Source organism: Shewanella decolorationis, assembly GCF_004354305.1.
GTDB lineage: Bacteria > Pseudomonadota > Gammaproteobacteria > Enterobacterales > Shewanellaceae > Shewanella > Shewanella decolorationis.
On sequence record NZ_CP037898.1, the window covers coordinates 1,699,636 to 1,724,443 of the forward strand.

Consider the following 24,808-nt stretch of genomic DNA (forward strand, 5'->3'; position numbering starts at 1 on the left):
AGTTTTGGGTGAAATTAGAAAGTAATCATGCCGATAGGCAATATCTTTTGTTAATCAAAGTCTTGTGTAGTAATCGAGCGCTAATGGCAGTGGTATTAACTTACTGACTTGGTCGTTAAAATAACTTTCGTCGTAGCTAGTGCACGCTCTAAGGCCGTGTGACTGTGGCCGAGCTTATTCATCAGACTCGCACCGAGCCACATGTGATACAGCAACTCTGCCGTTGCTTGAGCGTCTTGGTTGCAGATGGAGTTATCGGCAATCCCCGCTTGAATGCACTGGGTTAGGCGTTTAATGATCCCTGCTGACCCCTGTAAAAGCACAAGGCGCATGGCCTCAGAGAGATCCGCCACCTCAGCACTTAGCTTAACGACTAGGCATTTTTGATCAACACAACCGTCCTGCTGCACGTGCAACCATTTTTGCCAGTACTGCATTTGGCGCTCAAAGCCTGAGAGTTGCGAGTTGGCAAACAAGTTATCAAGCTCTGCTTGATATTGTTCAAAGTACCCTGCTAACAAGGCCTCGCCGAATTGTTCTTTGGACTTAAAATAATGATAAAACGAGCCTTTTGGTACTTGGGCTGCCTTGAGTAATTGGGCTAAGCCTAGGCACGAAAAGCCTTGTTTAACGATCAGTGAGTAACCGACGTCAAGAATATGCTGGCGTGTAGATTGGGTTTCAGTTTTCATGATGAAGGAGCATAAAGCAAATTAGACCAGTCGTCTAGTTGTCTAATTTACATCAGAATAGATACCAATTGACAGGGAAATGCCTCAGTCGAGTAAGCATTCCCTGTCTAAACGTTTTACAGGTAGCTGCAGCAATACTCGGCTATTACACTGTTACGGATTTTAAAGCTGACATTGGCTGCGAGTTCGAATTGGCTACCTTCGCTAAAGGTTTGCCAGGTTGCGCTATTTGGCAGTAATACCTCAAAACTGCCACTGGTGACTTGCATGATTTCACCCTGAGAGGTCGAAAACTCGTATTCTCCGGGGAGAACCACGCCTAAAGTCTTCTTACTGCCATCGCTAAAGAATACGCTGCGGCTGGCAACTTTACCCTCAAAGTAAATATTGGCTTTTTTAGCGACCGAGACTTGCTCAATTAACTCCATTTTACGCTCCCATAGTGTGCGACTTGAATTTGTATTCAATTCAATGTGATTTTTATGCAGTCGTCAATCTCAAGTTTTTCATCGCTATAGTAACGAAGCTGTTTTCTATCATATTTTGCCGTTTTATAGGGTACTTAAAAACATGCATAAATGTTTTTAGATCATTTTATGCCTCACTCAATTAGGGGGCGTACTGAATAAAAAAAATGTCCTCACTTTGTTGATGACTCAATCTTCACCTATAGTTTTAAGTATCATCCATTAAATAGCAGTAGCAATGGAATCTTGAGTGCGACAAGGAGTGTCTTCCATGGGTTTTACGCGTAAAATTCAACTGATTAGTCTGTTAATTGTTCTCTTACCTTTGATCCTATCGACCGCGATAGTGACCTATCTTGCCAAGAATGAATTATTTGCAGAGGCACAATCGCGTTTGCTTGCCGTTCGAGAGATTAAACAGCGACAGATCAATAGCATGTTTCAAGATTTTTCCGATAACTTGCAGTCTGTCAGTGCGGTGATTTCTAGCCAACCAAATTTAGATGCCCTGAGTGATTTAGATCCAACCCTAAAATCCCTTAATAAACTGCTTGGTTTCTATGATCTGTTTATTATTTCCGACGATGGTACGGTTTTTTATACTGTGGCAAAAGAGCCTGACTATGGAACCAATCTACGCACCGGACCCTATCGTACTTCTGGGCTAGCACAGCTTTTCGATAAGGCACTCGCCACATCAAGTACCGTTTTTTTGCAGGATTTTTCAGCCTACGCACCTTCCAATGGACAAGCTGCAGCCTTTATTGGACAGGGGATACAAGTCAATGGGCGGCATATTGTCGTAGCAGCACAAGTGTCGATAGAACGGATTAATAGGGTGATGCAGATCCGTGAGGGCATGGGACAAACGGGTGAAACTTATCTTATTGGTCCCGATAATCGTATGCGTTCGGATTCATTTTTAGATCCTATTAATCGAACCGTTGCAGCTTCTTTTGCGGGCACAATTAGTCAAAATGGCGTTGATACCATCGCGGTAAAAGCGGCGTTAGCTGGTGAGCAAGGTGTTATGCAGGTTTATGATTATAATCATAATCTAGTTCTTTCTGCCTATTCGCCCGTCGTTGAGATGGGACTCAGATGGGGATTAATGGCCGAGATTGATGTGAGTGAAATAGCCGCGCCTGCTTACCATATGATGTATATAGGTTTGATGGTTTGTGCTTTATCTGTGGTACTCGCGATAGCCGCGGCAAAACTCGTGACCAGCTTTGTACTCAAACCTTTAGGGGGCGAACCCGAAGACATGTGTCATTTAACCAGTCTTATCGCCTCTGGGGACTTAACTCATAGCTTGTCGCACGCCCATGCCGATAATCATTTGATGAGTTGGCTTGCGAGAATGCAGACCAAATTAAAGGAAATCATTAGCCAATTGGTGGGTATGGGTCATGAGTTGGAATCCGCTGCAGAACAAAACTCTGCGGCAATGTGTCAGGCTGATAGTAGTATTCAATTGCAGGCCAAAGAAACAGACATGTTGGCCACAGCCGTTGAAGAGATGAGTTATGCCGCCGCCGAAATCAGTACCAATACGATGAAATCTTCCGATGAGGTGGCCTCTTGTACTCAGTCGAGCAGTATTCTTTCACAAAACCTTGCAAGTACACGCCAAAGTTTGAAGGTGACGTTAGCAAGCTTTGCCGCCATTCATCAGCAGGTCGGTAATCTTGAGGCAGATAGTCAAAAGATAGGTAGTGTTTTGGATGTGATTAATGCGATTGCTGAGCAGACTAATCTATTAGCACTTAATGCTGCCATTGAGGCGGCTAGAGCGGGTGATCATGGCCGAGGATTTGCGGTGGTCGCTGATGAAGTTCGGCAACTCGCTGTTAAGGTACAAGAGGCAACGCAGGATATTGGTAAGGTGTTACAGGGTATTCAACAGCAATCTGGCGTGCTGGCACAGCATAGTGTGACGTGTTCATCTGAGGCCTCTAAAACTGCAGAGGATGCCGAGGGCATGCAAGCTGCGGTGGATGATATCGCCCAGCGGTTAGAAACGCTAAAAGCCTTAATGATCCAAACGGCAACGGCCGCAGAGGAACAAACCACTGTGTCGGCAACTATTGCTCAAGGCATTGCCGGTTTGAGTGCCGCTGCAGAGGAAAACAGTGCTGCAATAAGTCAAGTCGCCGCTAGCACGCGTAGCTTGCTAGGGCTAGCCAATCAACTTGGTTTAACAACGGCTCAGTTTAAGGTATAGGTAAGCAATACCAAGCAGTTGCAGTATTCTAGCCATTGGGGACTGCAATTGTTACTGAGTTGTCTGTTATACATCCGCCAGCAGGGACTCTCTGGCGGATTTTTTCTTTAGCGTTTTGATGGAGCTATCTTTTACGCCAAATGGTCATTTCTGAAATTGAATGCTGGAATTTGCGTTTGGTTTCACGGATCACGAAGGGAATTTCTTTCACTGCGACCAGCTCAAATTGGCCTATCAAGGTTTCGGTTAACCCATCCAAAGTAGTGAAATTTTCTCCTTTGACTTTAATCCCCCCAAGCCATTTATCCTTTGGCGTGTAGTCTTCAAGCCAAGTATAAGGTGAGGCGATAACCAGATATCCCCCTTGATTGATGCGTTGCCCAATATTGGTGAGGAAATGTTGTGGGTCGTTTAACCTGTCGATCAGATTTGAGGCGTAAACCAAATCGTAACCGGTGTAGATTGGTTTGAGATTGCAGGCATCCCCTTGGATAAAATTGACTTTTTTAGCTTCGCCAAGGTAACCCAATTTAGCAAGGCTGGCACTTTTGAATTCCTGTAAGTCTCCCTCGGTGCGAATGGTGTAGCGTTTTTCGCCTTGTTCGGTCAGGGCGTAAGCCTGCTGAATAAAGCGCGCCGAAAAGTCAATGCCATCCACATGGTCGAACACTTTGGCTAATTCAAAACTAGCGCGCCCGACAGAGCAACCAATGTCTAAGGCTTTCTTGGCGTGTTCTAGTTGGATCTCATTGAGCGCCTGTTGTACACCATTGACACAAAAATTAGGTACGCCAAAGTATTCTGCGCCATAGTGGAATTCTAAATATTGAGAAATCAGTTCATCGGTTTCGTACACATTAACCTCGGCCATCTGTTCTGGATTTTGCAACGATTCAACGTAACGGAATCCCGCATGTTGATAGAAGTGGCGCCTGAAAGCATAACGTGAAGCTGTAATGGCCTCATTGCCCGTTGAGATCCATGAGCCACCCTTAATTAGATTGTGCTTGCCATCGAAGGTGGGCGTTGAAAAATCATCGTAGAGCGGATGTACGGCAAAACCATTAAAACCGTCGATAGCAGTTTCAGTCCATTGCCAGACGTTGCCAACAATGTCATAAAAATCATTATGTTTAAAGCGGTTTACTGGACATGAGGAGGCGTAGTAGGCCAGCGATATATTGCCTGGGACTTCATGCCAATCGGGGGCATCGTTTGGTACATTTTCGCGCAAGATATACCACTCGGCTTCGGTGAGCAGGCGAATATTGCTCTGGTTTTGACGCGCTTTCCAATTACAAAAAGCCTTAGCTTCGAGTTGATTCACTTCGACAGGCCAATTGAGTGGCAAAGGGATTTCGCTGGTGAGGTTACGTTGCCACCATTTGTGATTGTAGCGGCGCCAAAAGCGGGGCATTTGGGCTTGAGTATAAGCCAGCCAAGCTTGACCTTCTTCATTCCAATAGTCTTGTGTTTGATAGCCGCCCGCTTCGACAAAGGCTAGGTATTCATGATTACTTACTAGATACTTTGAGGCTTTAAAATCAGCGACGTTAAAGCTTTTGTTGCCGTATTCGTTATCCCAGCCATAGGTGTTGTCTTGCTCTTTTTTACCTAAGGTGATTTTTTTACCCGCTACGGCAAGTAGTTGATTGGGCTCGGCGTTGCCAACATCCTGACATTCAGGCCAGTGAGCATTGGCGCACACATCCTCTAATGGTAGCTGGCGAATAATGACAGAAGAGGTCTCTAGGTGAATGCGCTCGTGCTCAATACCCATCAAGATGACCCAAGCCGGGCTGTCTTGGCTGATCGGCAGTGTGATTGGCATTCGTGCAATCAGTTGATTCACAACCTCCTTGACTTGATCTCTATACGTTTTTACCTCTGCGACACTGGGCCATTGATAGTGGGTCTCGTCGAGGTCATCCCAGGACATTTCGTCTACACCTATGGCAAACATCGATTCAAAGTGATCATTCACTCGTTCATCAAGATATTTACCCAGCTTGAGTTTATTGATATAGAAAGTGGCGGTATGGCCAAAGTAAAAAATCAGCGGATGGCGCAGTGGTTCGGCTTTGACATAATAAGCCTCGTCATGCTTTATCAGCTCGAATAAGGATTCGTAAAGTGCCCATGTTTGGTTGAAGTATTGCTTTATTTCTTCACGTTTTAGTGCCTCATTTCCACCCGTAAGTTTGAGTGTTTGCAAAACTGGCATATCGATTTCTCCATTGGGCAAGCTGGTGCCATAGTGCTGGCTATGGGTTGTCAGGCTCAATACGTGGTACGGATTTATTGGATCACTTTATCAACAGAATGTGGCAGTTATTGAGCTGTATTTTCAAACTAACAGAAAGTAAGACTAGCTCCAATCACTGACTGGAGTACAACATATGACCTTAAAGGGGAGATTTTTATTACAGCTAAGTGAGCTACTGCTGGAGTGTGTTTGTCAGCAAAAGGATAAAATTATTTTATCCCTGACCAGTATTTTATCTGCCAAGGTTAAGGCAGAATGTTCTCGTCCGTAAAATTATTATGCAGGATATAACGGGATGGCAATGAACGCATTATGGATACCCGCTTGGTATGAGCTTGATCCGTCGATCGTTGTGGGCGTGACTGAAGAGTTTGTATTTCATAAACCCGCTACCAATGAGGCATTGAGATTTTACAGCGGAGCAAAAGAAGCCGCGGCAGTAAAGGCAACAGGCGCTATTTCAAGCATTCATCACAAAGTCTTGGGGGATATTGAGAGTGTGGATGCGCAGGGGCTTGATTACACAATTGTTTTAAAAGATGGTCGTCGTTTGTTAGTCAATGCGGAGGAGGATCCTGGGCTTCTTTACGAATGGGTTGATGATAGTTGGCAACCATCGGAAATGGTGATCCAAGATTGGCAGCTTGAGGTGAAGTTTGCATCACTTTCGCCTTTTAAGGCGGCGGATTAACGTCAGTCCTATTTTTCGGAGCAGTTAGGCTCATCATGCTGAACCAGCTGCTCCTCAAACAACACTTGTAGTAACTGATATTCGTGTTGAATCTTTGCGACATAAGCATCATGAAATTCCAACTCGTTAAATTCCTCCAAGCATTCGCGATAGCGGCGGAGTTGTTCTTCACCATCAATGTCCCTATGTAGCCATTCCATTAGCATGCAGTTCCCTTAAGTTTTTCCGCCTTAAGCACAAAGCTTAACCTTCTTCTAATTTAAGATAAGATTCAAATCTAATGTCATTTTTATGATTTAACCTCTGAAATAAATACTTTAATAAATATTTTTATTATTTTTCATGTGGTTATTCTTGATTTGTTTGCGCTTCTTAGTGTTTTAGTGTTCCTTTACTGAATTTGATTATGGTCAAAGTCTTACGGCAAAAGCCTGTTTAAGCTGTCATGTGCTGGTACGGCGTATTGGTCGCTGAGATTGTGCCACCCTGTGTTTTGGTCTAGATTGAGGGCTCTTTTTACCGAGTGCTCGCCCCGACTTAGTGCGGTCTATTTTTTCTTTATGGAGTCTTGTCATGGCAAATATTTTGCTGGTGGCCAATCTTAACTGTGACCGAGTGTTGCTTCTTGATAAGCCGCTTAAAACGGGTGGTCGTTTTCATTATCAAGATGGCGGACAAAGGCTCGGTGGCGGTGGCGCCAATACTGGGCTTGGATTGGTGTGGGCGGGTCATAGGGTTGCCCTCGTGAGCCAAGTTGGTAGAGATGAGATGGGCGACTGGGTTATCGCAGAGGCAAGTACCCAAGGGCTCGATTGTCGCTTAGTACAACGCCGCGCAGGAAATACCTGTGAAATGTTGCTGGTAATGACACCTGATGGTGAGCGCACCATCATTCGACCTCAACGTCCGATTTTTGAGTTATCAGTACCACCTAAATGGCAGCATTGGGATGCACTGTATTTTAATACCTCGGCTGAGGGCACTGTGAGTTGGGCGAAAACCGCACTGGATCACTGCCTTGTGATCGCGCAATTGGCGAAGGATGACAGACCGCGCCCTTGCCACGTATTGCTGGCTTCAGTGAGTGATATGCAAGGCCGCTGTGATGTCGCTTCTTGGGATTATGGCGTGAGTATTGGCGGTGAATCACTGCGATATTTTGTGGTGACCGATGGTGTGCGTGGCGCAAAGGTGTATACCCGAGATGGTGTGCAGCATGTACCCGCAGTGCCTGCCGAGGTTGTTGATACCACTGGGGCTGGAGATGCCTATGCCGCTGGACTTATCCATGGGTTATGCGCAGGTAAAACCATTACCCAAGCCATGGCTGAAGGTGCGATTTGGGCGGCATTTGCTGTGGCAACCGACAGTTCTATTCCTGGGGATGCATTAAAACAGTATTTAGAGGCATAAGTCGGGAGATAAATAGCAGGGATATAAAAGGGAGTCATCTTTCTGTCATCTGGACTTGATAGATTGTACACAGTGACGAATAGCTCTTGTCCTTTAACGTTTTCTTGCGCTTTTCTCCCATTTTGTTGGTTCGCATGTTTGCCCCGTTTCCCCAACGGGGCATTTTTTTACCTTGAATAATGTTATTTCGTCGAAGAACATTCATATAGCGGAAATATTGTGCGGTCGTTGATGTATTGCGTTAACATTTAGGCAACTCATTTACTTGATACAAAATAATAAGCCTAATGCTGTTGGAGTTGGAAATGGGCAATCACGTTTGGAATGATAAAAAGAAGTTTATTTGGTTGCTGTCGATTTTGTTGTTAGTGGCATTCTTAGTGACCAGTGGAATTAGCTATAAAGTGGCCCATGACTCTCTGAGCCAACAAATTGAGAGTAATACTCTACCTTTAACCAGCGATAATATTTATTCAGAAATTCAACAGGATCTCTTACGTCCTATCTTTATTTCTTCCTTGATGGCTCAGGATACCTTTGTGCGCGATTGGACCCTAAATCACGAACAAGAGCCCGAAAAGTTAGTCCGCTATCTCAAAGAGATCCAAGATAAATACGATACGGTCACCAGCTTTTTTGTCTCTGAACAGAGTCGTAATTATTACCACTCATCAGGAGTGCTAAAGAAAATTCAGGATATCGAGCCAAATGATGCTTGGTATTTCCGCGTACGTTCTTTGCCTGAATCAGAACATTTTGAAATCAATATCGATGCAGATACTGCGGATCGCACTAAGACTACTGTGTTTGTTAACTACAAAGTTTTTGATTTTGAAGGTAAGTTTATCGGCGTTACGGGTGTTGGTCTTGCGGTCGAAAAGGTTAAGTCGCTGATTGAACTGTACCAGAAGCGTTATAACAGACGGGTTTTCTTCACCGATAGACAGGGAAATGTCACACTCCACGGGGATGAATACGATGGAGCAAACTCCTTACAAAGCAGTGTCGGCCTAGAGCAGCTTTCTACACGGATTCTGACCAGCCCAAGTGCAGCATTTAGCTATCAACGCAACGGTAAAACGGTTTATTTAAATAGCCGCTTAGTGCCTGAATTTAAATGGTATCTTATTGTTGAACAAGAAGATGCACCGCAGGAGCAAGAACTACTCAACACCTTCTGGGGTAACTTAGTCCTGAGTCTTGTTGTCACTATCGGAATTTTATTTATTTCCAACATGACCTTAGGTCGCTACCAACGTAAACTCGAGGTAATGGCCTCAACCGACAAACTGACTGGCGCAGCTAACCGACAAGTATTTGAAGAGTATTTTCATCAAACATTAGAGAAAGCCAAACTGTCGCAAACCCCCATTTCGATTCTACTTGTTGATATAGACCACTTTAAAAAAGTGAATGACAGTTATGGCCATAGTGTTGGCGATTTAGTGCTAAAAACCGTTACGAATCTACTACGTAGTCAATTAAAAGAGCAGGATATACTTTGTCGTTGGGGTGGAGAGGAGTTTCTTGTGTTACTGCCTGAAATGGATTTAAGCCATTCAGCCGAACTGGCAGAACGCTTTAGGGATTCTATTTCGCAGCGAGAATTGAAAGTAAATGGTGTCCATATTGCCATCACAGTCAGTATTGGTGTCGCCGAATATCAGAAACCTGAACCCGCAGAAGATTTGATAAAACGAGCCGATTTAGCCCTATATCAAGCGAAAGAAGCTGGCCGTAATCAAGTCGTGTTAAATCAGTGATACCCAGATTTTAGCGCACGCTCTATTTGTTTAGAGCATGTAATACTTAGCGTTTTGGCCCCGTGTGGCGACAATGATGGGAGTAACCAATGTCGACTTTATTGGTAAACAGATTATCGGGTTTGTATTTAGGGGCGAGTCTGCAAGAAATTAGCGGCGTTTCTACTGGTATTGATGGTAAAAAATCGGCGCAGCAGTTAGTGGTGAATGTTGATCATGTAGAAGGCGATGCGCAGGCTGACCCTAAGCACCATGGCGGTCTAGACCGAGTACTACATCATTTTCCCCGCGAGCATTATGGTCAGTACCGTCGTTGGGATTTAATTACCCAACTCGAAGATGCGCCGAGCATGGGTGAAAACATCAGCACGGTTGGTTTGAATGAAACCGAGGTTTATATCGGCGATATCCTGCAAATCGGTGCCGTAACAGTGCAGGTGACTCAGCCGCGCTCACCTTGCTTTAAATTGAATCTGCAATTTGGCCATAGAGACTTTGCCCTTGCCATGCAGCAGAGTCAGCTATGCGGTTGGTTTTATCGGGTGTTAACTCCCGGTATCATTCAATTAAGCGATAATATTGAATTAGTAGAGCGAAAAACCAATATCAGTGTTGCCGAGGCCATGGCGCTGTACTTTTCACCCGAATACGATGCCAAAGCCTATGATAGACTCGCCTCCTGTGAAGGATTGGCACAAAGCTGGGTGAATAGCCTGCAGCGGCGATTAACAACACAACAAGTCGAAGATTGGCAAATGCGCTTGTATGGCCCAAAAGGCAAATAAACTTTATTTTTCAAACGATAATACAGGGAAAGTGTAATGATAGAGTCAGTGACTAAGAGTGAAAGAGATTTTGGCTTACTTGTGTATGCCTCTAGTTTAATTGGTTATTTAGTGCCGTTTGGCTCGATTCTTGGACCGCTGATAATGTGGTTGATGAAGCGTGAAGAGTCGGCCTTTGTCGACCAATGCGGCCGTAGTTGCTTGAACTTTAAATTAAGCCTATTGATCTACGTGATTATCAGCGGAGTGTTAGCCTTGGTTGGCATTGGGTTTATTTTCTTGATCATCCTCGGCATTCTTGACTTAGTTTGCACCATTCTTGGGATTATTAAGGCGAGCGAAGGGCAAGTGTATCGTTATCCGCTGACGATTAAGTTTCTTTCCGATAACTAATTGCTTTTAAAGCGATTCAATAAAAAACGCCTTAGGGAGAATCCGCTAAGGCGTTTTTGTTTGTTTTCATTACACCTTAAATTTCGCTACTAAGGTATCTAAGCGGTGAGCGAGTTGATTTAGCGCTAAGCTCGCCTGTGCCGCGGCCTGTGCCGTGCTGGCGGTTCGCTGGGTGATCTCGTTAATTTCGGTCACGTTGCGGTTGATGTCTTCCACCACGGTCGATTGTTCTTCCGTTGCCGCTGCCACTTGAATGTTCATATCGCTGATCAGGCCAATACGGTCACTAATACCCATTAGAGATTGGCTGGCCTCATCGACGGCGGCCACACCTTCATGGGAGCGCGCACGGCTTTGGGCCATGGCATTCACCGCGCGGCTGGCCTCGGATTGCAACTTGTCGATCATACCTTGGACTTCGTTGGTCGATGCGGCGGTGCGCGATGCCAGATTACGGACTTCATCGGCTACCACGGCAAAGCCTCGTCCCGCTTCACCGGCACGGGCAGCTTCAATTGCGGCGTTCAGCGCTAACAGGTTGGTTTGCTCCGAAATCGCACGGATCACATCAAGAATACTGCCGATAGACTTGGTATGAGTCGCGAGGGATTCAATCACTTCACCGACTTGTTCCACATCTTGGGAGAGCTGATTGATGGTATCACGGGCTCGGGTGACTACCACTTGGCCGCTATTGGATTCGGTATCGGCATCTTTCGCCGCAACAGCAGCTTGGGCGGCGTTGCTGGCGATTTCATTCACCGTGGCGCCCATCTCATTGATGGCGGTCACTACCATCATAGTGCGATCTTTTTGCTCATGGCTGTCTTCAAGGGTTTGCTGTGCCTGATTCGACACATCCTTCGCCGAGAAGCCGAGTTGTTCGCTGGTCTGCGCCACTTCAATCACTGAATCTTGGATTTTGCTGATAAAGCTATTAAACCCTTGTGCCAGTTGGGCAATTTCATCTTCACCTTTAACGGGGAGGCGCTGACGTAAGTCGCCTTCACCTTCGCCAATATCACGGAACATGGCCGCGACTTTTGCGATAGGGCGGCTTACCGAACCGGCCACCACAATCGCCAGCATGATAAAGCCTGCGGCAATGATTAAGGTCCAAATTAAGATCTGGTAGGCGGCATCCGTCAGCAGGGCGAACACTTCGGCTTCGGGCACTTGAGCGACCAAATACCAGTCCATTGAGGGAATATAGCTGCTGGCTACGAAGGTGTTTTCACCTTGGATTTGGGTATCGATCAGGTTGAAGTCGCTACGATTGAGTAATGAGCTGATATTGGTGCCCGAGTACAAGCTCTTGAGGCTGCTCTTACCAATTTGGCTGGCGTCGGGGTGCAGTTTTACCTCACCTTTAGCATCGACTAAGTAAACAAAGCCGGTTTCTTCAATCTTAAAGGAGCCCAGTAGACGCACCATATCATCGAGGGATTTGGCGAGGCCAACGAGTCCACGACCGTTAGGTTGTTGGTAGTTGATAAAGAGTTTTACCTCGCCATTGGCTTCGGTAAACACGTTTAGCATCCGCTCTTGGCCGCTGTCACGATAACCAAAAAACCAACCATCCTGCGCAGGGGTGAGTACACGCAAAAAACCATCCTGAGTGTAATAGGCGGCGGTTTGTCTGTCGGCGTAGGAGGCTTGGGCCAAATGATATTGGCGGGTGATGTCCTTCAGTTGGGCAACGACTTGCGGCTCTTGCTCCTGTGGTCGACCATTTTCAAGCCATTGCAGTAACATGCGGCTACTGGCGAGCTGTTCAGCGGCATTCATTAAGCTCGAAATATCCAGGTCAATCTTGTTGCGGATCTGCATCATTAAGCTGGGCATTTCCGACCCGAGCATACGCTGCTGTACCACGCTTTTTGCACTACGTTGGCTGAGGACGCCCACGAGTATGGTCGACAGCAGCACAGCAAATGTCACTGTCAGCAGAATTTTCTGCTTAATAGTAAGGTTATTCAATATCATAAATATCAATATGCCTGTGTTATACGTTTAGAAATATCGGTCGACGTTTTCTAGCCAATAACAAGTATCGGACAGAAATGTTAAAAGTTAACCTTTGTTTAGGTCGAATGCCGAATAAAACAGCGTACAAGACATTTATTGGGCCTAACCTGTTGCTCTTGCGGTAGATCTTGTTATGTAGAGTATAGATGGAAATGAGTTGCTGATTTGAAGCATGTGATTTTTATGGCGCAATTGTGACCAAAGTGTGGCGTGAAGGCAAGCAAAAATAAGGCGCTCAATGAGCGCCTTATTCCGTTTAAGTTACATATTCGGGTAGTTTGGACCACCGCCGCCCTCAGGTGTCACCCAAGTAATGTTTTGGCTAGGGTCTTTAATGTCGCAGGTTTTGCAGTGGATGCAGTTTTGCGCATTGATCACAAACTTAGGCTGGCCTGCTTCTTCAACGATTTCGTACACGCCAGCAGGGCAGTAACGCTGGGCTGGCTCGTTAAATTGCGTCAGGTTTATCCCGAGCGGGATGCTGTTATCTTTTAAGCGCAGATGGCAAGGCTGGTCTTCCTCATGATAAGTGCTCGACAGGTAGACTGAAGAGAGCTTATCGAAGCTGAGTTTGCCATCGGGCTTGGGATAATCAATCTTGCTGTAGGCGCTGACTGGGGCCATTTGTGCATAGTCTGGGTGCTCATCACGCAGAGTGATGGGGAACTTACCGCCGAACCAGTTTTGATCTACGTAGTTAAATGCACCGCCGAGGAAAGTGCCAAACTTGTGCATCGCAGGGCCAAAGTTGCGCGACTTATATAGCTCTTCGTGCAGCCAGCTTTCTTCCAGATGGGTTTGGTAGCAATCGAGATCCTTACCGCCTTCAACCTCGGCCAGCATCGCTTTAGCTAAGGTTTCAGCCGCGACAATACCGCTCTTCATCGCCGTGTGGGTGCCTTTAATCTTGGCAAAGTTTAAGGTGCCTGCATCGCAACCAATCAGCAGACCACCGGGGAAACTCATCTTCGGCAGTGAGTTCAGTCCGCCCTTAGTGATTGCACGAGCACCATAGGTCAAACGCTCGCCGCCGGTTAAGTATTTGGCGATAACCGGGTGAGTCTTATAACGCTGGAACTCATCAAACGGGCTTAAGTGTGGATTCTTGTAGTTGAGGTCGATAATCAGACCCACGGCAATTTGGTTGTCTTCCATATGGTAGAGGAAGCCGCCGCCCGACGCGCCATCGGTTAGTGGCCAACCACCTGTGTGCACCACTTTCCCTTGCTCGTGTTGTTCGGCGGGGACTTTCCAGATTTCTTTAAAGCCTAGGCCGTAATGCTGGGGTGTCTTGCCATTATCTAAGTGGTATTTCGCGATCAGCTGTTTGCCTAAGTGACCACGGCAACCCTCTGAGAACACAGTATATTTAGCGTGCAGTTCCATGCCGGGCATAAAGCTGTCTTTCGGCTGGCCGTCGGCACCGACGCCCATATCGCCAATCAGGATACCCTTCACGCTATTATCTTCATTGAAGAGTAATTCGCTGGCAGCAAAACCAGGGAAGATTTCTACCCCGAGCGCTTCGGCACGGGTCGCGAGCCAACGGCAGAGGTTACCTACGCTAACAATATAGTTGCCTTCGTTGTGCATGGTTTTAGGCACAAACGCATTGGGCATCAACTTGCTGTCGGTGGCGGAGTTGAGTAGATAGATTTCATCGTGGGTCACAGCTGTGGTGACGGGAGCGCCTGAATCGCGCCAGTCGCTGAATAGCTCATCTAACACTCGTGGTTCGAATACGGCGCCAGATAGGATGTGCGCGCCCACTTCGGAGCCTTTTTCTACCACGCACACGGTAATTTCTTTACCTGAATCTTGTGATATCTGCATTAATCGACACGCAGTCGCCAAGCCCGCAGGGCCCGCGCCGACGATAACAACATCGAATTCCATTGATTCGCGTTCCATCAGTTCACCTTTTCCTTCGTATATCCCCAATTTTTATCGGGTGTTGTAGTTTGTTTGTAAACGGGCGTTTTATTACTAGTGTCCACCTTACCTCAAAATCACCCTAGGGCACAGGGGCTAAGCGGTCTGTTTAGCCTAAAGAATGACAAAACTTTGGGTGAGCACTGTCACAGATTGTTCACGCTCACTTGAAGCGGATCAAGAAATACCTTTTTAGGGGTATAGCTAGGCAATACTTTCGGCTTATAATCACGGCTGACGGTTCTCCGAGCTTGCCTACCTAAGTCGACAGATATGGAGGTGTAGCCGTGGCAATAAGGCCACTGGGGTGAGTAAAGAAATGCTCTCGCCTCCCACACTTGGAAAGGTGATCATGTCTCAATTGCAAGACAATTTTGGTCGTAAATTTCATTACTTACGGATGTCAGTCACTGACGTTTGTAACTTCAAATGCAGTTATTGCCTCCCCGATGGTTATCATCCTAATGGCAAACAACAGTTTTTATCTCTCAGTGAGATAGAAAACCTTGTGTCCGCATTTAGCCAAGTTGGCACTCAAAAAATCCGTATCACTGGCGGTGAACCCACGCTGCGTAAAGATTTTACCGATATCATTCGAGTGGTCGCCGACAATCCTCGTATTCATACCGTAGCCACTACCACTAATGGTTATAGGCTCGAGAAGCATGCCCAAGAGTGGTTCGACGCTGGGCTTCGCCGCATCAATGTGTCGGTAGACAGCTTAGATCCTAAGATGTTTTACCAGATCACCGGCGAGAATAAGTTCGACGAGGTGATGCGTGGTATCGATGCTGCCTTATCCGCGGGTTTTGAGCGCGTGAAGGTCAATGCGGTATTGCTCAAGGGTATGAACGATAAAGATTTACCGCGCTTTTTGAATTGGATTAAGCACACGCCCATCGATCTGCGGTTTATCGAGCTGATGGAAACAGGCCTTGGCCGCGAGTATTTCCAAGCTCACCATTTGGCGGGTGCCGATATTAAAGCGCAGCTGCAAGCTGAGGGCTGGCAATTAGATACGCCCCGTGCCGACGATGGCCCTGCGCAAAACTTCAGCCACAGTGACTTTAAGGGCCGTATCGGCTTGATCATGCCCTACGCCACTAACTTCTGCGCGAGCTGTAATCGCTTGCGGGTCTCGGCCAAGGGTAAGTTGCACTTATGCCTCTTTACCGAGTCTGGCATCGATTTGCGTGATCTACTGCAACACCCGAGTCAGCAAGCGGAATTAATCGAGCGGTTACACGGTCAACTGGCGCAGAAGAAGGAAACCCATTATCTGCATCAGGGTATTACTGGCGTGACGCAACATCTGGCCTCGATTGGCGGTTAATCTAACTTAGGTCTTAGTCTGCTTATCGCGTTATCTTTCATTAGGTTAGATTTCGCGATGGCACTTAACTTCCCTATGCTTGAATTTGGCATCAGTTTAAAGGATCGCTTCAATGAGCAATGTATTTACCCATATTAACGCCGACGGCAATGCCCATATGGTCGATGTGACCGAGAAAGCCGTGACCGAGCGCGAGGCCCGTGCCGAAGCCTTTATTGAGATGGCGAGCGCGACGCTCGAGATGATCATGAGCGGCAGCCACCATAAGGGCGATGTGTTTGCCACTGCGCGTATCGCGGGGATCCAAGCGGCGAAAAAGACTTCAGATTTAATTCCGTTATGCCATCCATTAATGCTTACCAAGGTCGAAGTCGAGCTCGAGGCTCAGCCTGAGCACAATCGCGTACGCATCACTAGCCTGTGTAAATTATCCGGCAAAACCGGTGTCGAAATGGAGGCGCTCACAGCGGCCTCTGTCGCAGCGTTGACGATTTACGACATGTGTAAAGCCGTGCAGAAAGACATGGTGATTTCACAGGTGCGCCTGCTCGAAAAACGCGGCGGCAAGTCGGGACACTTTAAAGCTGAATAACGTAAAGCGAGATAAGAATATGATTAACGTGTTGTTTTTTGCCCAAGTTCGTGAGCTTTTAGGAACTGCCCAACTGAGTGTTGAAGCGAGCGAGCAGACACAAACCGCAGAAGGATTACGGGCAACTTTAGCGGCTAAAGATGATAAATGGGCCAAAGTGTTAGCCTCGGATAAATTGCTGGTGGCGGTAAATCAAACCATCAGCCAGTGGGATACCCGAGTGAGCGATGGTGATGAAGTGGCCTTCTTCCCACCTGTGACCGGAGGTTGATATGCGTTTACTGCCAAATGTGCGGGTGCAAACCGTCGATTTTAATGTGGCCGATGAGTACTACCAATTAGCCCAAGACAATAGCGATGGCGCCGTTGTCACCTTTGTGGGCAAAGTGCGCGACTTTAACGATGGTTCAGTGGTGACGGATCTAACCTTAGAGCACTATCCCGGTATGACGGAGCGTGTTCTTGAGCAAATCGTTGCCGAGGCGCGTGAGCGTTGGCCGCTCAATAAAGTTACGGTTATCCACCGTGTCGGCACGATGGCGCTGGGTGAGCAAATTGTGTTTATCGGTGTCACCAGCGCTCATCGCAAAGCGGCCTTTGCGGCCTGCGAATTCTTAATCGACTTTTTGAAAACCAAAGCCCCTTTCTGGAAATTAGAAGCTGGGGACAAGGGCAAGAATTGGGTCGAAGCCAAGGACGCCGATGAGCAAGCGGCGCAATTGTGGCAACACAAAGACTAACGTAAGACTGAGTCAGTAGCAGGCGAGACTGAGAGGTGAGTTTATGCACGGTGTGACAGGGTTAGGCAAAATCTGGGGTCTAGTATTTTCTCTAGTATTTTCTCTAGTATTGTCGTTTTGTGTTGCCTTGATGCCTGCCGTTAGTCGCGCCGAGACAGTGCCTGCGATTGCGGCCGCCGCCAATATCAAGTTTGCCCTCGATGATATTGTTAAAAACTTCAGCGCTGAAACCGGACTTAAGGTGCGAGTCTCCTACGGCTCGTCGGGGAATTTTGTCGCGCAAATTCAACATGGTGCGCCATTTGAAATGTTGCTTAGTGCCGATGAGCGTTATATCCATGAGCTGCAAAAAGCGGGCTTTACCCGCGATGAAGGCGTGCAATACGCAGTGGGTCGCCTAGCCTTAGTCGCCCCAAACAAGTCCCCTTTAACCTTGGATACTGAACTTAACGGCGTAAAAGCCCTACTCGCCGCGGGTAAGTTGGAGCGCTTTGCGATTGCCAACCCTGAACATGCGCCCTATGGCGAACGCGCCCGCGAGCTCCTACAAAAATTAGGTTTGTGGGACGGTCTACAAACTAAGTTAATCTTGGGCGAAAATGCCTCCCAAGCGGCGCAATTTGCCGTGAGTGGCTCCACCCAAGGCGGTATTATTCCGTTATCCCTTGCCTTAGCGCCACAGTTTAAGGCCTTAGGTCAGGCGATTGCCTTGCCCGAAGCATTGCATGGTCCACTCAATCAACGCATGGCGTTGATGCCAAAAGCGGGCGCAACCGCAGAGCGTTTTTATCAATATCTTCAATCCGATGCCGCCAGAGCCGTATTCCTACAATACGGATTTGGCCTACCCGCTCGGTAAGGCCAGACATGGATTGGCAGGCACTCTGGTTATCGGTCAAGCTCAGCAGCATCACGGTGTTGGTATTGATCCCGCTGGCGATTCTGGCGGGGCGAGCCTTAGCCTATCGTCAGTTTGTGGGTAAGTCTTGGGTTGAGGCCTTAATCATGGTGCCCTTAGTCTTGCCGCCGACTGTGATTGGCTATTACTTGCTGGTGGGGCTTGGCAGCCAAAGCTGGTTAGGGCAATGGTTAGAGTGCCTAACCGGGCAGCAATTAGTGTTTCATTTCTCGGGGTTAGTGCTGGCGTCCGTGCTGGTGAATATTCCCTTTGCATTACAACCGATACAACGCGCCTTTGAAGCGGTTCCCCACGATGTGCGCGATGCTGCGGCCTGTTGCGGTATGAGCAAACTTAAAATTCTGCTGAAAATAGAATTGCCTATGATCTGGCCAGGGGTATTGACCGCCTTAGTGCTGTGTTTCTCCCATGTACTCGGTGAATTTGGGGTCGTATTGATGATGGGCGGGAATATTGCCGGCGAGACCAAGACTATCTCGATTTCCATCTACGACAGTGTTCAGGCCTTCGATTTTGGCGCAGCTGGCACTATGTCATTGGTGCTGTTGTTATTTGCGATTACCGCATTAGCTCTTACTACCAGTTTATCGCGGCGTTTAGGAGGTCAGGGTGGCGCAAATCATCGCTGATCTGCATTGCCAGATCCAAAACCATAAGCATATTAAACTGAGCGCCGAATTTAGCTGTAAGGCGGGTGAGGTGCTAGCCGTCGTCGGGCCTTCGGGTGGCGGTAAGACAACGTTACTGAGGATGATCGCAGGACTGAATCATCCCGATGCGGGCAGCATTGTGTTTGGTGAAACGCCATGGTTCGACCATCAAAGTCGCACCGCACTGACGCCGCAGCAGCGCCATATCGGCTATATGCCACAGCATTTTGGGCTTTTTCCTAATCTTACCGCGCTCGAGAACGTGGTCGCGGGGCTTGACCATATTCCCAAATCGGAGCGAGTTGCTAGGGCAAAAGATTGGCTAGAGCGGGTCAATCTGCATGGTTTACCCGATAGACTGCCGATGCACCTCTCTGGAGGCCAGCGGCAACGGGTTGCGCTTGCTCGCGCCCTTGCCCGCGAGCCGTCGGTGTTGTTACTCGATGAGCCGTTTTCAGCGGTGGATAGAGAAACCCGCGAGCGTTTATACCTCGAGCTTGCTCGCCTAAAAGAGCAACTGCTTTGCCCTGTGATTATGGTGACCCACGATTTAAACGAAGCGTTGCTGCTGGCCGATTCGATGATCTTGATTAGCCAGGGGCAGATGTTGCAGCAGGGCGCGCCGTTTGAGGTGCTATCGCGGCCACGTAACGAGGCCGTTGCGCGGCAGATGGGTTTAAGAAATATTTTCGATGGCGAAGTGGTGTTCCAAGACCGTACTAAGGACATCACTTGGCTCAAATTTGGTGAGCAGCTGATCGCCAGTGATTTTGGCAAAGACCGCAGCGTGGGCAGTAAAGTACGTTGGGTGATCCCGAATCAAGGCATTCGATTTAACGCTATCACCAATGGGCGTTTATGTCGCAGTTTTAATAAGTTAGATGTCACCATCGACTCCTTGCTGGTGATGGGCGAGTCGGTGCGGGTGGTCTGTTATGCCACCGGGACTGAGTTGCAACTTAATACGGAAGTGTCACTTCATCTCGCGCAGAAGCTTGGCTTAACCAAGGGGATGCAAACTACAGTCGCGCTTAAATCAGAGCAAATTCATATTTTAGAGTAGCTAAGTTTTTTCCCGCATTTGGCGAAATCTATTACCTATTAACGAATAACTCAGCTTGATTTGCGAAGCTGCGTTGCCGTTAAATCCCTAGATGATCAAAGCTTAATCTTGTTTCCATCGGTGTTTCAGTAGGTATTAGGTAAACTGAATACATTCGTCAGTGTTGGCCGAGCCTGAATCAATCGGATTGAGCAATCCACATGGGTGATGAACTAGGCGCCGTCATAGACAAACAGTGATAGAGATTATGGTAGCTTTGGTACGCCATCGACATCTAACTGTTTGTCTCATAAGATACAAACTTAGCCGATTTTTATGGAGGAACCATGAGACTATGGTTGCTAGGATTCATGTTGGTATCTGGGATTGCCACTGCAGCCCAGAGCATGTATTCGATGCTTTCGAGCGGTGAATATCTGCCGCCGTTAAGCGTGATGAAGCAAATTGAGAAGGATTTTCCTGGCGTGATTGCCGAGTTTGAAATGGAAATGCAGGAAGGGGAGTTGGTCTACCAGTTTGAGTTGATTAATCCACTGGCGAATGCGATTACCCGTTTCGAATACCGGGCGCGAGATGGTAAGTTATTGAAACAAAAAGCGGGTAAAGTCACTGCCGACGATGTTGGCGAAGTGGAAGCCGCACGCCTTATCAGCACTAAGCATCAAACCTTCTCCGGCATTATCGCGATGGCGACTAAGGACCATAAGGCCTTTTTGACCGATGCGAAGTTAGATCATGACTTAGGTATCAGCTACTTAGAGTTAAAGTTGCTGGATGATACTGGTAAGTATAAATTGGCATTCGATATTGAAAATTTACGGCAACTACCTTTACTTAAGTGGGATTAGCATACAGATATCGCCACTAAGTGAAGACAGGGGAGCGTAGTATAAAGATGAAAATACTTTTAGTTGAAGATGATGCGACAACGATCGACTACATCGTCAAAGGATTTCTTGAGCAGGGGCATAATATTGAGACCGCCAGCGATGGTCATCAAGGCCTGCTGCAAGCCACCAGTGGTCAGTACGACCTATTGATTCTCGATCGCATGTTGCCTCAACTCGATGGTTTGAAACTGCTGGCCGCCCTCAGAGCCACGGGTAACCAAACCCCAGTGCTTATCCTGTCTGCGTTGGCCCATGTGGATGAAAGGGTTAAAGGCCTGCGTGCGGGCGGCGATGATTACATGACTAAGCCCTTTGCCTTTTCGGAGCTGCTTGTGCGTGCCGAAAAACTGATGCAACGGGGTCAATCCGTACCTATTACCACAGATTTGGTGGTCGGCGGCTTAAAAATGGAGCTGCTTACCCGCAATGTGACCTTAGATGGTCACGATTTAATGCTGCAACCCAAAGAATTCCAACTGCTTAAGTATCTGATGGAACACGCCAATCAGGTGATTAGCCGCACGCTATTATTCGAAGCGGTGTGGGATTATCACTTCGATCCCCGCACCAATGTGATCGACGTGCATATCGCCAAGTTACGTCGCAAGTTTGAAGAGTTAGGCCACGGTGAATTGATTGAAACCGTAAGGGGAGCGGGTTATCGCTTACGCCAAAGGCATTAAGCCTTACCAAAGCAGCGCCTGGCGCATCACTATTATCTTCTCGACCTTAGTGACGGTGATCATAGGCGCTTTGCTGTTTGCCCTTTATCGGCAGCTCATTATCGAACAGCAGTACCAAGTGACTCAGTATCTCGAGTCGGAAACCCAACGCTATCAGCAGCTTGCGCTTACAGTTGATCGCCGCAGTTTTGCGGCGCAAATTCGTGCCGCCGATCCGCAGACGGCGCTCATCGCCTGGCGCAACAGTTATGACATGGTTGGTGCCTTAAGCTTTATGCCTGAAGGCATGCCCATGCTGCCGCAAACCCGGGATTTCCCGATTTTAACTGGCGGCCCTGATAAGCTGCATATCCTCACCGGCGGGTTAGTGATGACCCGCTATGGCCCTGTGCTCATCGCGACCCGTACCGATAACTTAGCTACCTTGATCGATAAGTTTATCAGTGCGGCGGCCACGGCTGTGATGTTGACCATAGTGTTAACCTTGGCGCTGGGCTATTTGTTTTCTAAGGCGATTTTGCGCCGCTTAGTGCAGTACAACCGCTTGAGTGAGCAAATTGAGCGGGGGCATTACGACACCCGTCTGCCGCTCAGTTGGCGTCAGGACGAGTTCGATATGTTGGCGCTGCAGTTTAATAACGTGCTGGATATTCTTGAGAATAACCTGATGGCGGTGCGCGGGGTGACCGATAATATTGCCCACGACTTGCGCACGCCTCTATCGCATATTCGCATTGGTCTTGAGGAGTTGGCGGCCAAATCCCCCGATGAAATCAGCGAAGGTTGCGCGATTTTGACCGAAGAGCTCGACCACTGTCTTGCGACCTTCGATGCTATGCTCTCGCTGACACGCATCGAGGAAGGGCAGCAAACCTTAGACTTGCAGGAGCTGAGTTTGGCGCAGCTATGTACCGATTTGTTGGACATGGCCGACGCGGTCGCCGAGTCGAATGAGCAAACCTTGAGTCTGTCGCTGTTATCGGATCATAAGATTCATGGTGACAAGTATTTGTTGTTCCAAGCCTTATATAACTTGGTCGACAATGCGATGAAGTACTCAGGCCAAGGCGCTCGCATCGATATTATTCAATCCGGCGCCCAAATTAAGATTTGCGATAACGGCCCTGGGATCCCCGATGACAGCAAAGAAAGAGTATTTGAACGTTTAGTTCGCCTCGACCCAAGCCGCCATTTGCAGGGCACGGGTTTAGGATTATCTATGGTCAAAGCGATTCTATCGCGGCACAATGCGCAAATTACTCTTTCGGATAATCATCCCGGCCTTGTAGTGACCATTCAGTTTTAGGCTAATATCCGCGTGACACTGTTGAGAACCCCATGTACCGAATCATAGCCGATGAGGCTGATTTTCTTGTTATTTCTAAATCGCCGAATGTGCATTTTCACAGCCAAGATGGCACTGCGGGTGTCGTTGCGCAGCTGGAGCAGGATTTAGGGATAAAACTCTTTGCCGTGCATCGGCTCGATACGCCAACCTCTGGGCTGTTACTGTTAGCCAAACATCCTGCGGCGGCGCGGCAGTTGACTGAGCTTTTTAGCGCCCATAAAGTGCAGAAATACTATCTTGCGCTCGCCAAAGGCAAGCCGAAAAAGAAACAAGGCTGGGTGATTGGCGATATGGCCAAATCCCGCCGCAGTATGTTTAAGTTGTTAAGAACCAAAGAAAATCCCGCGATTACCCAATTTTTCTCCACCAGTGTTGGCGATGGGCTTAGGCTTTATTTACTCAAGCCCCTCTCGGGTAAAACCCATCAGTTACGGGTTGCCCTCGCAAGCCTTGGTGTGCCGATTTTAGGTGATGCCCTCTATGGCTCAGATGTCGCCGACCGCTGTTATCTGCACGCCTATTGTCTACATTTCCGCTATCAATATGAGGATGGCAGTTGGCATGATTATGAGTATTTTGATATCCCGCAGCAGGGTGAGGTCTTTAGCATTGAGGGCGTGATAGAGGCGCTTAAGCAGTGGCAAGACCCCGAGTCATTAGACTGGCCAGAGCGTTAGGCTTGTGGTGTTAGGGCTTGGCAGATCCTGTCTCTGCCCTCTGATTTAGCGCGATACATGGCATGGTCAGCTTCTATCAAGAGTTTGTCAGGCTGGCACCCTCGGTAAATCGTTGCATAACCAACACTCGCACAGAGTTGGACTTTTTGCTCCTGCCAACTAATAGGATTTTCCCTTAATACTCTATGTAGTTTATCGGCCACAATCCTTGCGGCGGGAGCGTTTGTTGCTGGAAGTAAAACCAAAAACTCTTCTCCACCATGGCGGCATAGGACGTCATGCTGACGTAATACGGTACTAAACAATCTTGCTGCTGTGAGTAGTGCAAGGTCACCGACATCATGCCCATATTGGTCATTAATTTGCTTGAAGTGATCGAGGTCGAGCAAAATCACGCTGTAAGGCTCATTATTTTTGTGCCAACGCTGGTGAATTGTCGTAAGCCTTTTTTGCATCGCACGTCGATTCCACAAGCCCGTAAGCTGATCCTTTTCGGCTAATATCCTGATTTTGCTAACAAGACGAGTCATTGCGTTGCCAATCATCACAATATTTATGAGTAGGGCGAGGAAAACATAAAACCAAAGCACTGGCACGGCTTCTGAGGTGTACATGGCGATAAATATCTGGGCTTCATTAGGGGAAAACAGTGCAATAAAAAACCTAATAATGAAGATGGCGACCATTGCGATTAATGGCATCACCATAGCTGCTGCGACCTTGTTACCCGTGTCTTTCCTAATCGCGCTGTAGTTGTCCCTTGTTAACATGACAAAAGACAGTGCTGCGTTTGCTGAAAACAGCATGGCGAGTATAGGCTCCGAGTGATAGTTTGGCGGAACCATCAACATGAGTGCAGCAGTAATCGCAAGTATTGTGAGGTCAAACCGAGTGCTGTGCTGCAATCGAAACAAGTATTGTGTCCCCCAACGCAGCATAATAAATCCAAGTAAAATTGTGATATCTGCGCAAAACCAATAGAGATAACTATTTGATTCTGTTCGTTGAGCGTTGAGTATTATGCCAATGAGAACACAAATATTGGCGAGGGAAAACCGCATACTGGCTAATGTGGCAATCTTTAATGGTTGGGCGATTAATCCCCACGCTACCGCTGCCGTACCTGTCAGCAGACAAATGAATTTAATTAAGAGCAGTGCTTGGGGATCAAAGGCCATAGTGCGCGTTCAATTTTCCTTTAACTATAGATGGCTTTCTAAGTTTAGGTCGAAAAGTGCGTTAGTTTGCAGTAGTTA

24 protein-coding genes and 1 riboswitch are annotated in these 24,808 nt (G+C 47.6%); of the genes, 17 read left to right on the forward strand and 7 right to left on the reverse strand.

Going from position 1 to position 24,808, the window contains the following annotated elements; all coding sequences use genetic code 11:
- Positions 1-95 precede the first annotated feature (95 nt).
- Entirely contained in the window at positions 96-692 is a 597-nt protein-coding gene (locus EYR25_RS07840; protein WP_133179150.1) for a TetR/AcrR family transcriptional regulator, read from the reverse strand.
- A 116-nt stretch (positions 693-808) separates the two neighbouring features.
- Entirely contained in the window at positions 809-1,120 is a 312-nt protein-coding gene (gene ppnP, locus EYR25_RS07845; RefSeq protein WP_133179153.1) for a pyrimidine/purine nucleoside phosphorylase, read from the reverse strand.
- A 310-nt stretch (positions 1,121-1,430) separates the two neighbouring features.
- Between ppnP and EYR25_RS07850 the strand changes: the two genes are divergently transcribed.
- Positions 1,431-3,386, forward strand: a complete 1,956-nt coding sequence (locus EYR25_RS07850) for a methyl-accepting chemotaxis protein (RefSeq protein ID WP_133179155.1) — start codon at positions 1,431-1,433, stop codon at positions 3,384-3,386.
- Positions 3,387-3,510: 124 nt separating this feature from the next.
- Here EYR25_RS07850 and ovoA read toward each other — a convergent pair whose 3' ends face one another.
- The gene (gene ovoA, locus EYR25_RS07855; RefSeq protein WP_133179157.1) at positions 3,511-5,610 is read right to left on the reverse strand and encodes a 5-histidylcysteine sulfoxide synthase; all 2,100 of its coding nucleotides are present in this window, start codon (positions 5,608-5,610) and stop codon (positions 3,511-3,513) included.
- Positions 5,611-5,947: 337 nt separating this feature from the next.
- On the opposite strand from ovoA, the gene EYR25_RS07860 reads away from it, so the two are divergent.
- On the forward strand, positions 5,948-6,343 hold the full coding sequence (locus EYR25_RS07860; protein WP_133179159.1) for a hypothetical protein: 396 nt from the start codon (positions 5,948-5,950) through the stop codon (positions 6,341-6,343).
- An 8-nt stretch (positions 6,344-6,351) separates the two neighbouring features.
- On the opposite strand, the gene EYR25_RS07865 is transcribed toward EYR25_RS07860, so the two are convergent.
- A complete protein-coding gene (locus EYR25_RS07865; RefSeq protein ID WP_243729944.1) occupies positions 6,352-6,543 on the reverse strand; it encodes a hypothetical protein in 192 nt (63 codons plus the stop codon).
- A gap of 373 nt (positions 6,544-6,916) precedes the next feature.
- On the opposite strand from EYR25_RS07865, the gene EYR25_RS07870 reads away from it, so the two are divergent.
- From EYR25_RS07870 to EYR25_RS07885, 4 genes are all read left to right on the forward strand, one after another.
- Entirely contained in the window at positions 6,917-7,756 is an 840-nt protein-coding gene (locus EYR25_RS07870; protein ID WP_023265966.1) for a PfkB family carbohydrate kinase, read from the forward strand.
- Positions 7,757-8,061: 305 nt separating this feature from the next.
- On the forward strand, positions 8,062-9,519 hold the full coding sequence (locus EYR25_RS07875) for a sensor domain-containing diguanylate cyclase (protein WP_039977487.1): 1,458 nt from the start codon (positions 8,062-8,064) through the stop codon (positions 9,517-9,519).
- Positions 9,520-9,608: 89 nt separating this feature from the next.
- Entirely contained in the window at positions 9,609-10,304 is a 696-nt protein-coding gene (locus EYR25_RS07880) for an MOSC domain-containing protein (RefSeq protein ID WP_133179163.1), read from the forward strand.
- A 36-nt stretch (positions 10,305-10,340) separates the two neighbouring features.
- Positions 10,341-10,697, forward strand: coding sequence for a DUF4870 domain-containing protein (locus tag EYR25_RS07885; RefSeq protein WP_023265969.1), 357 nt, complete (start codon positions 10,341-10,343; stop codon positions 10,695-10,697).
- 69 nt (positions 10,698-10,766) lie between these two features.
- Here the strand turns inward: EYR25_RS07885 and EYR25_RS07890 are convergent, their stop codons facing one another.
- Positions 10,767-12,683: a methyl-accepting chemotaxis protein gene (locus EYR25_RS07890; protein ID WP_133179165.1), complete on the reverse strand. Its 1,917-nt coding sequence runs from the start codon at positions 12,681-12,683 to the stop codon at positions 10,767-10,769.
- 303 nt (positions 12,684-12,986) lie between these two features.
- A complete protein-coding gene (locus EYR25_RS07895) occupies positions 12,987-14,636 on the reverse strand; it encodes an electron transfer flavoprotein-ubiquinone oxidoreductase (RefSeq protein ID WP_023265971.1) in 1,650 nt (549 codons plus the stop codon).
- Between the two features lie 252 nt (positions 14,637-14,888).
- Positions 14,889-15,022: riboswitch (molybdenum cofactor riboswitch) on the forward strand.
- On the opposite strand from EYR25_RS07895, the gene moaA reads away from it, so the two are divergent.
- From moaA to EYR25_RS07950, 11 genes are all read left to right on the forward strand, one after another.
- The gene (gene moaA / locus EYR25_RS07900) at positions 15,010-15,990 is read left to right on the forward strand and encodes a GTP 3',8-cyclase MoaA (RefSeq protein ID WP_041412503.1); all 981 of its coding nucleotides are present in this window, start codon (positions 15,010-15,012) and stop codon (positions 15,988-15,990) included. It overlaps the preceding riboswitch by 13 nt.
- A 112-nt stretch (positions 15,991-16,102) precedes the next feature.
- Positions 16,103-16,582, forward strand: a complete 480-nt coding sequence (gene moaC, locus EYR25_RS07905) for a cyclic pyranopterin monophosphate synthase MoaC (protein WP_037423140.1) — start codon at positions 16,103-16,105, stop codon at positions 16,580-16,582.
- Positions 16,583-16,601: 19 nt separating this feature from the next.
- Positions 16,602-16,853: a molybdopterin synthase sulfur carrier subunit gene (gene moaD, locus EYR25_RS07910; RefSeq protein WP_047538593.1), complete on the forward strand. Its 252-nt coding sequence runs from the start codon at positions 16,602-16,604 to the stop codon at positions 16,851-16,853.
- 1 nt (position 16,854) lies between these two features.
- A complete protein-coding gene (gene moaE / locus EYR25_RS07915; RefSeq protein ID WP_133179167.1) occupies positions 16,855-17,322 on the forward strand; it encodes a molybdopterin synthase catalytic subunit MoaE in 468 nt (155 codons plus the stop codon).
- Between the two features lie 43 nt (positions 17,323-17,365).
- Positions 17,366-18,181: a molybdate ABC transporter substrate-binding protein gene (gene modA / locus EYR25_RS07920; protein WP_133179169.1), complete on the forward strand. Its 816-nt coding sequence runs from the start codon at positions 17,366-17,368 to the stop codon at positions 18,179-18,181.
- Between the two features lie 8 nt (positions 18,182-18,189).
- Entirely contained in the window at positions 18,190-18,870 is a 681-nt protein-coding gene (gene modB, locus EYR25_RS07925) for a molybdate ABC transporter permease subunit (protein ID WP_133179171.1), read from the forward strand.
- Positions 18,851-19,954, forward strand: a complete 1,104-nt coding sequence (locus EYR25_RS07930; RefSeq protein ID WP_133179173.1) for an ABC transporter ATP-binding protein — start codon at positions 18,851-18,853, stop codon at positions 19,952-19,954. Before modB ends, EYR25_RS07930 begins: the two co-directional genes overlap by 20 nt.
- Before the next feature lie 326 nt (positions 19,955-20,280).
- Entirely contained in the window at positions 20,281-20,802 is a 522-nt protein-coding gene (locus EYR25_RS07935; RefSeq protein ID WP_133179175.1) for a hypothetical protein, read from the forward strand.
- A gap of 47 nt (positions 20,803-20,849) precedes the next feature.
- Positions 20,850-21,527 carry a response regulator transcription factor gene (locus EYR25_RS07940; RefSeq protein ID WP_011621087.1) on the forward strand — a complete coding sequence of 226 codons (678 nt, stop codon included), beginning with the start codon at positions 20,850-20,852 and terminating at the stop codon, positions 21,525-21,527.
- A 49-nt stretch (positions 21,528-21,576) separates the two neighbouring features.
- Complete coding sequence (locus EYR25_RS07945) at positions 21,577-22,833, forward strand: sensor histidine kinase (protein WP_023265978.1); 1,257 nt, start codon at positions 21,577-21,579, stop codon at positions 22,831-22,833.
- 32 nt (positions 22,834-22,865) lie between these two features.
- On the forward strand, positions 22,866-23,552 hold the full coding sequence (locus EYR25_RS07950; RefSeq protein ID WP_023265979.1) for a TIGR01621 family pseudouridine synthase: 687 nt from the start codon (positions 22,866-22,868) through the stop codon (positions 23,550-23,552).
- Here EYR25_RS07950 and EYR25_RS07955 read toward each other — a convergent pair.
- Positions 23,549-24,730 carry a GGDEF domain-containing protein gene (locus tag EYR25_RS07955; RefSeq protein ID WP_133179177.1) on the reverse strand — a complete coding sequence of 394 codons (1,182 nt, stop codon included), beginning with the start codon at positions 24,728-24,730 and terminating at the stop codon, positions 23,549-23,551. The genes EYR25_RS07950 and EYR25_RS07955 overlap by 4 nt on opposite strands.
- Positions 24,731-24,808: the final 78 nt, after the last annotated feature.

Bases quoted from the DNA above. Each gene is read 5' to 3' on its own strand.
- EYR25_RS07840 (WP_133179150.1), bottom strand. From the start codon at position 692: ATGAAAACTGAAACCCAATCTACACGCCAGCATATTCTTGACGTCGGT.
- ppnP (WP_133179153.1), bottom strand. From the start codon at position 1,120: ATGGAGTTAATTGAGCAAGTCTCGGTCGCTAAAAAAGCCAATATTTAC.
- EYR25_RS07850 (WP_133179155.1), top strand. From the start codon at position 1,431: ATGGGTTTTACGCGTAAAATTCAACTGATTAGTCTGTTAATTGTTCTC.
- ovoA (WP_133179157.1), bottom strand. From the start codon at position 5,610: ATGCCAGTTTTGCAAACACTCAAACTTACGGGTGGAAATGAGGCACTA.
- EYR25_RS07860 (WP_133179159.1), top strand. From the start codon at position 5,948: ATGGCAATGAACGCATTATGGATACCCGCTTGGTATGAGCTTGATCCG.
- EYR25_RS07865 (WP_243729944.1), bottom strand. From the start codon at position 6,543: ATGGAATGGCTACATAGGGACATTGATGGTGAAGAACAACTCCGCCGC.
- EYR25_RS07870 (WP_023265966.1), top strand. From the start codon at position 6,917: ATGGCAAATATTTTGCTGGTGGCCAATCTTAACTGTGACCGAGTGTTG.
- EYR25_RS07875 (WP_039977487.1), top strand. From the start codon at position 8,062: ATGGGCAATCACGTTTGGAATGATAAAAAGAAGTTTATTTGGTTGCTG.
- EYR25_RS07880 (WP_133179163.1), top strand. From the start codon at position 9,609: ATGTCGACTTTATTGGTAAACAGATTATCGGGTTTGTATTTAGGGGCG.
- EYR25_RS07885 (WP_023265969.1), top strand. From the start codon at position 10,341: ATGATAGAGTCAGTGACTAAGAGTGAAAGAGATTTTGGCTTACTTGTG.
- EYR25_RS07890 (WP_133179165.1), bottom strand. From the start codon at position 12,683: ATGATATTGAATAACCTTACTATTAAGCAGAAAATTCTGCTGACAGTG.
- EYR25_RS07895 (WP_023265971.1), bottom strand. From the start codon at position 14,636: ATGGAACGCGAATCAATGGAATTCGATGTTGTTATCGTCGGCGCGGGC.
- moaA (WP_041412503.1), top strand. From the start codon at position 15,010: ATGTCTCAATTGCAAGACAATTTTGGTCGTAAATTTCATTACTTACGG.
- moaC (WP_037423140.1), top strand. From the start codon at position 16,103: ATGAGCAATGTATTTACCCATATTAACGCCGACGGCAATGCCCATATG.
- moaD (WP_047538593.1), top strand. From the start codon at position 16,602: ATGATTAACGTGTTGTTTTTTGCCCAAGTTCGTGAGCTTTTAGGAACT.
- moaE (WP_133179167.1), top strand. From the start codon at position 16,855: ATGCGTTTACTGCCAAATGTGCGGGTGCAAACCGTCGATTTTAATGTG.
- modA (WP_133179169.1), top strand. From the start codon at position 17,366: ATGCACGGTGTGACAGGGTTAGGCAAAATCTGGGGTCTAGTATTTTCT.
- modB (WP_133179171.1), top strand. From the start codon at position 18,190: ATGGATTGGCAGGCACTCTGGTTATCGGTCAAGCTCAGCAGCATCACG.
- EYR25_RS07935 (WP_133179175.1), top strand. From the start codon at position 20,281: ATGAGACTATGGTTGCTAGGATTCATGTTGGTATCTGGGATTGCCACT.
- EYR25_RS07940 (WP_011621087.1), top strand. From the start codon at position 20,850: ATGAAAATACTTTTAGTTGAAGATGATGCGACAACGATCGACTACATC.
- EYR25_RS07950 (WP_023265979.1), top strand. From the start codon at position 22,866: ATGTACCGAATCATAGCCGATGAGGCTGATTTTCTTGTTATTTCTAAA.
- EYR25_RS07955 (WP_133179177.1), bottom strand. From the start codon at position 24,730: ATGGCCTTTGATCCCCAAGCACTGCTCTTAATTAAATTCATTTGTCTG.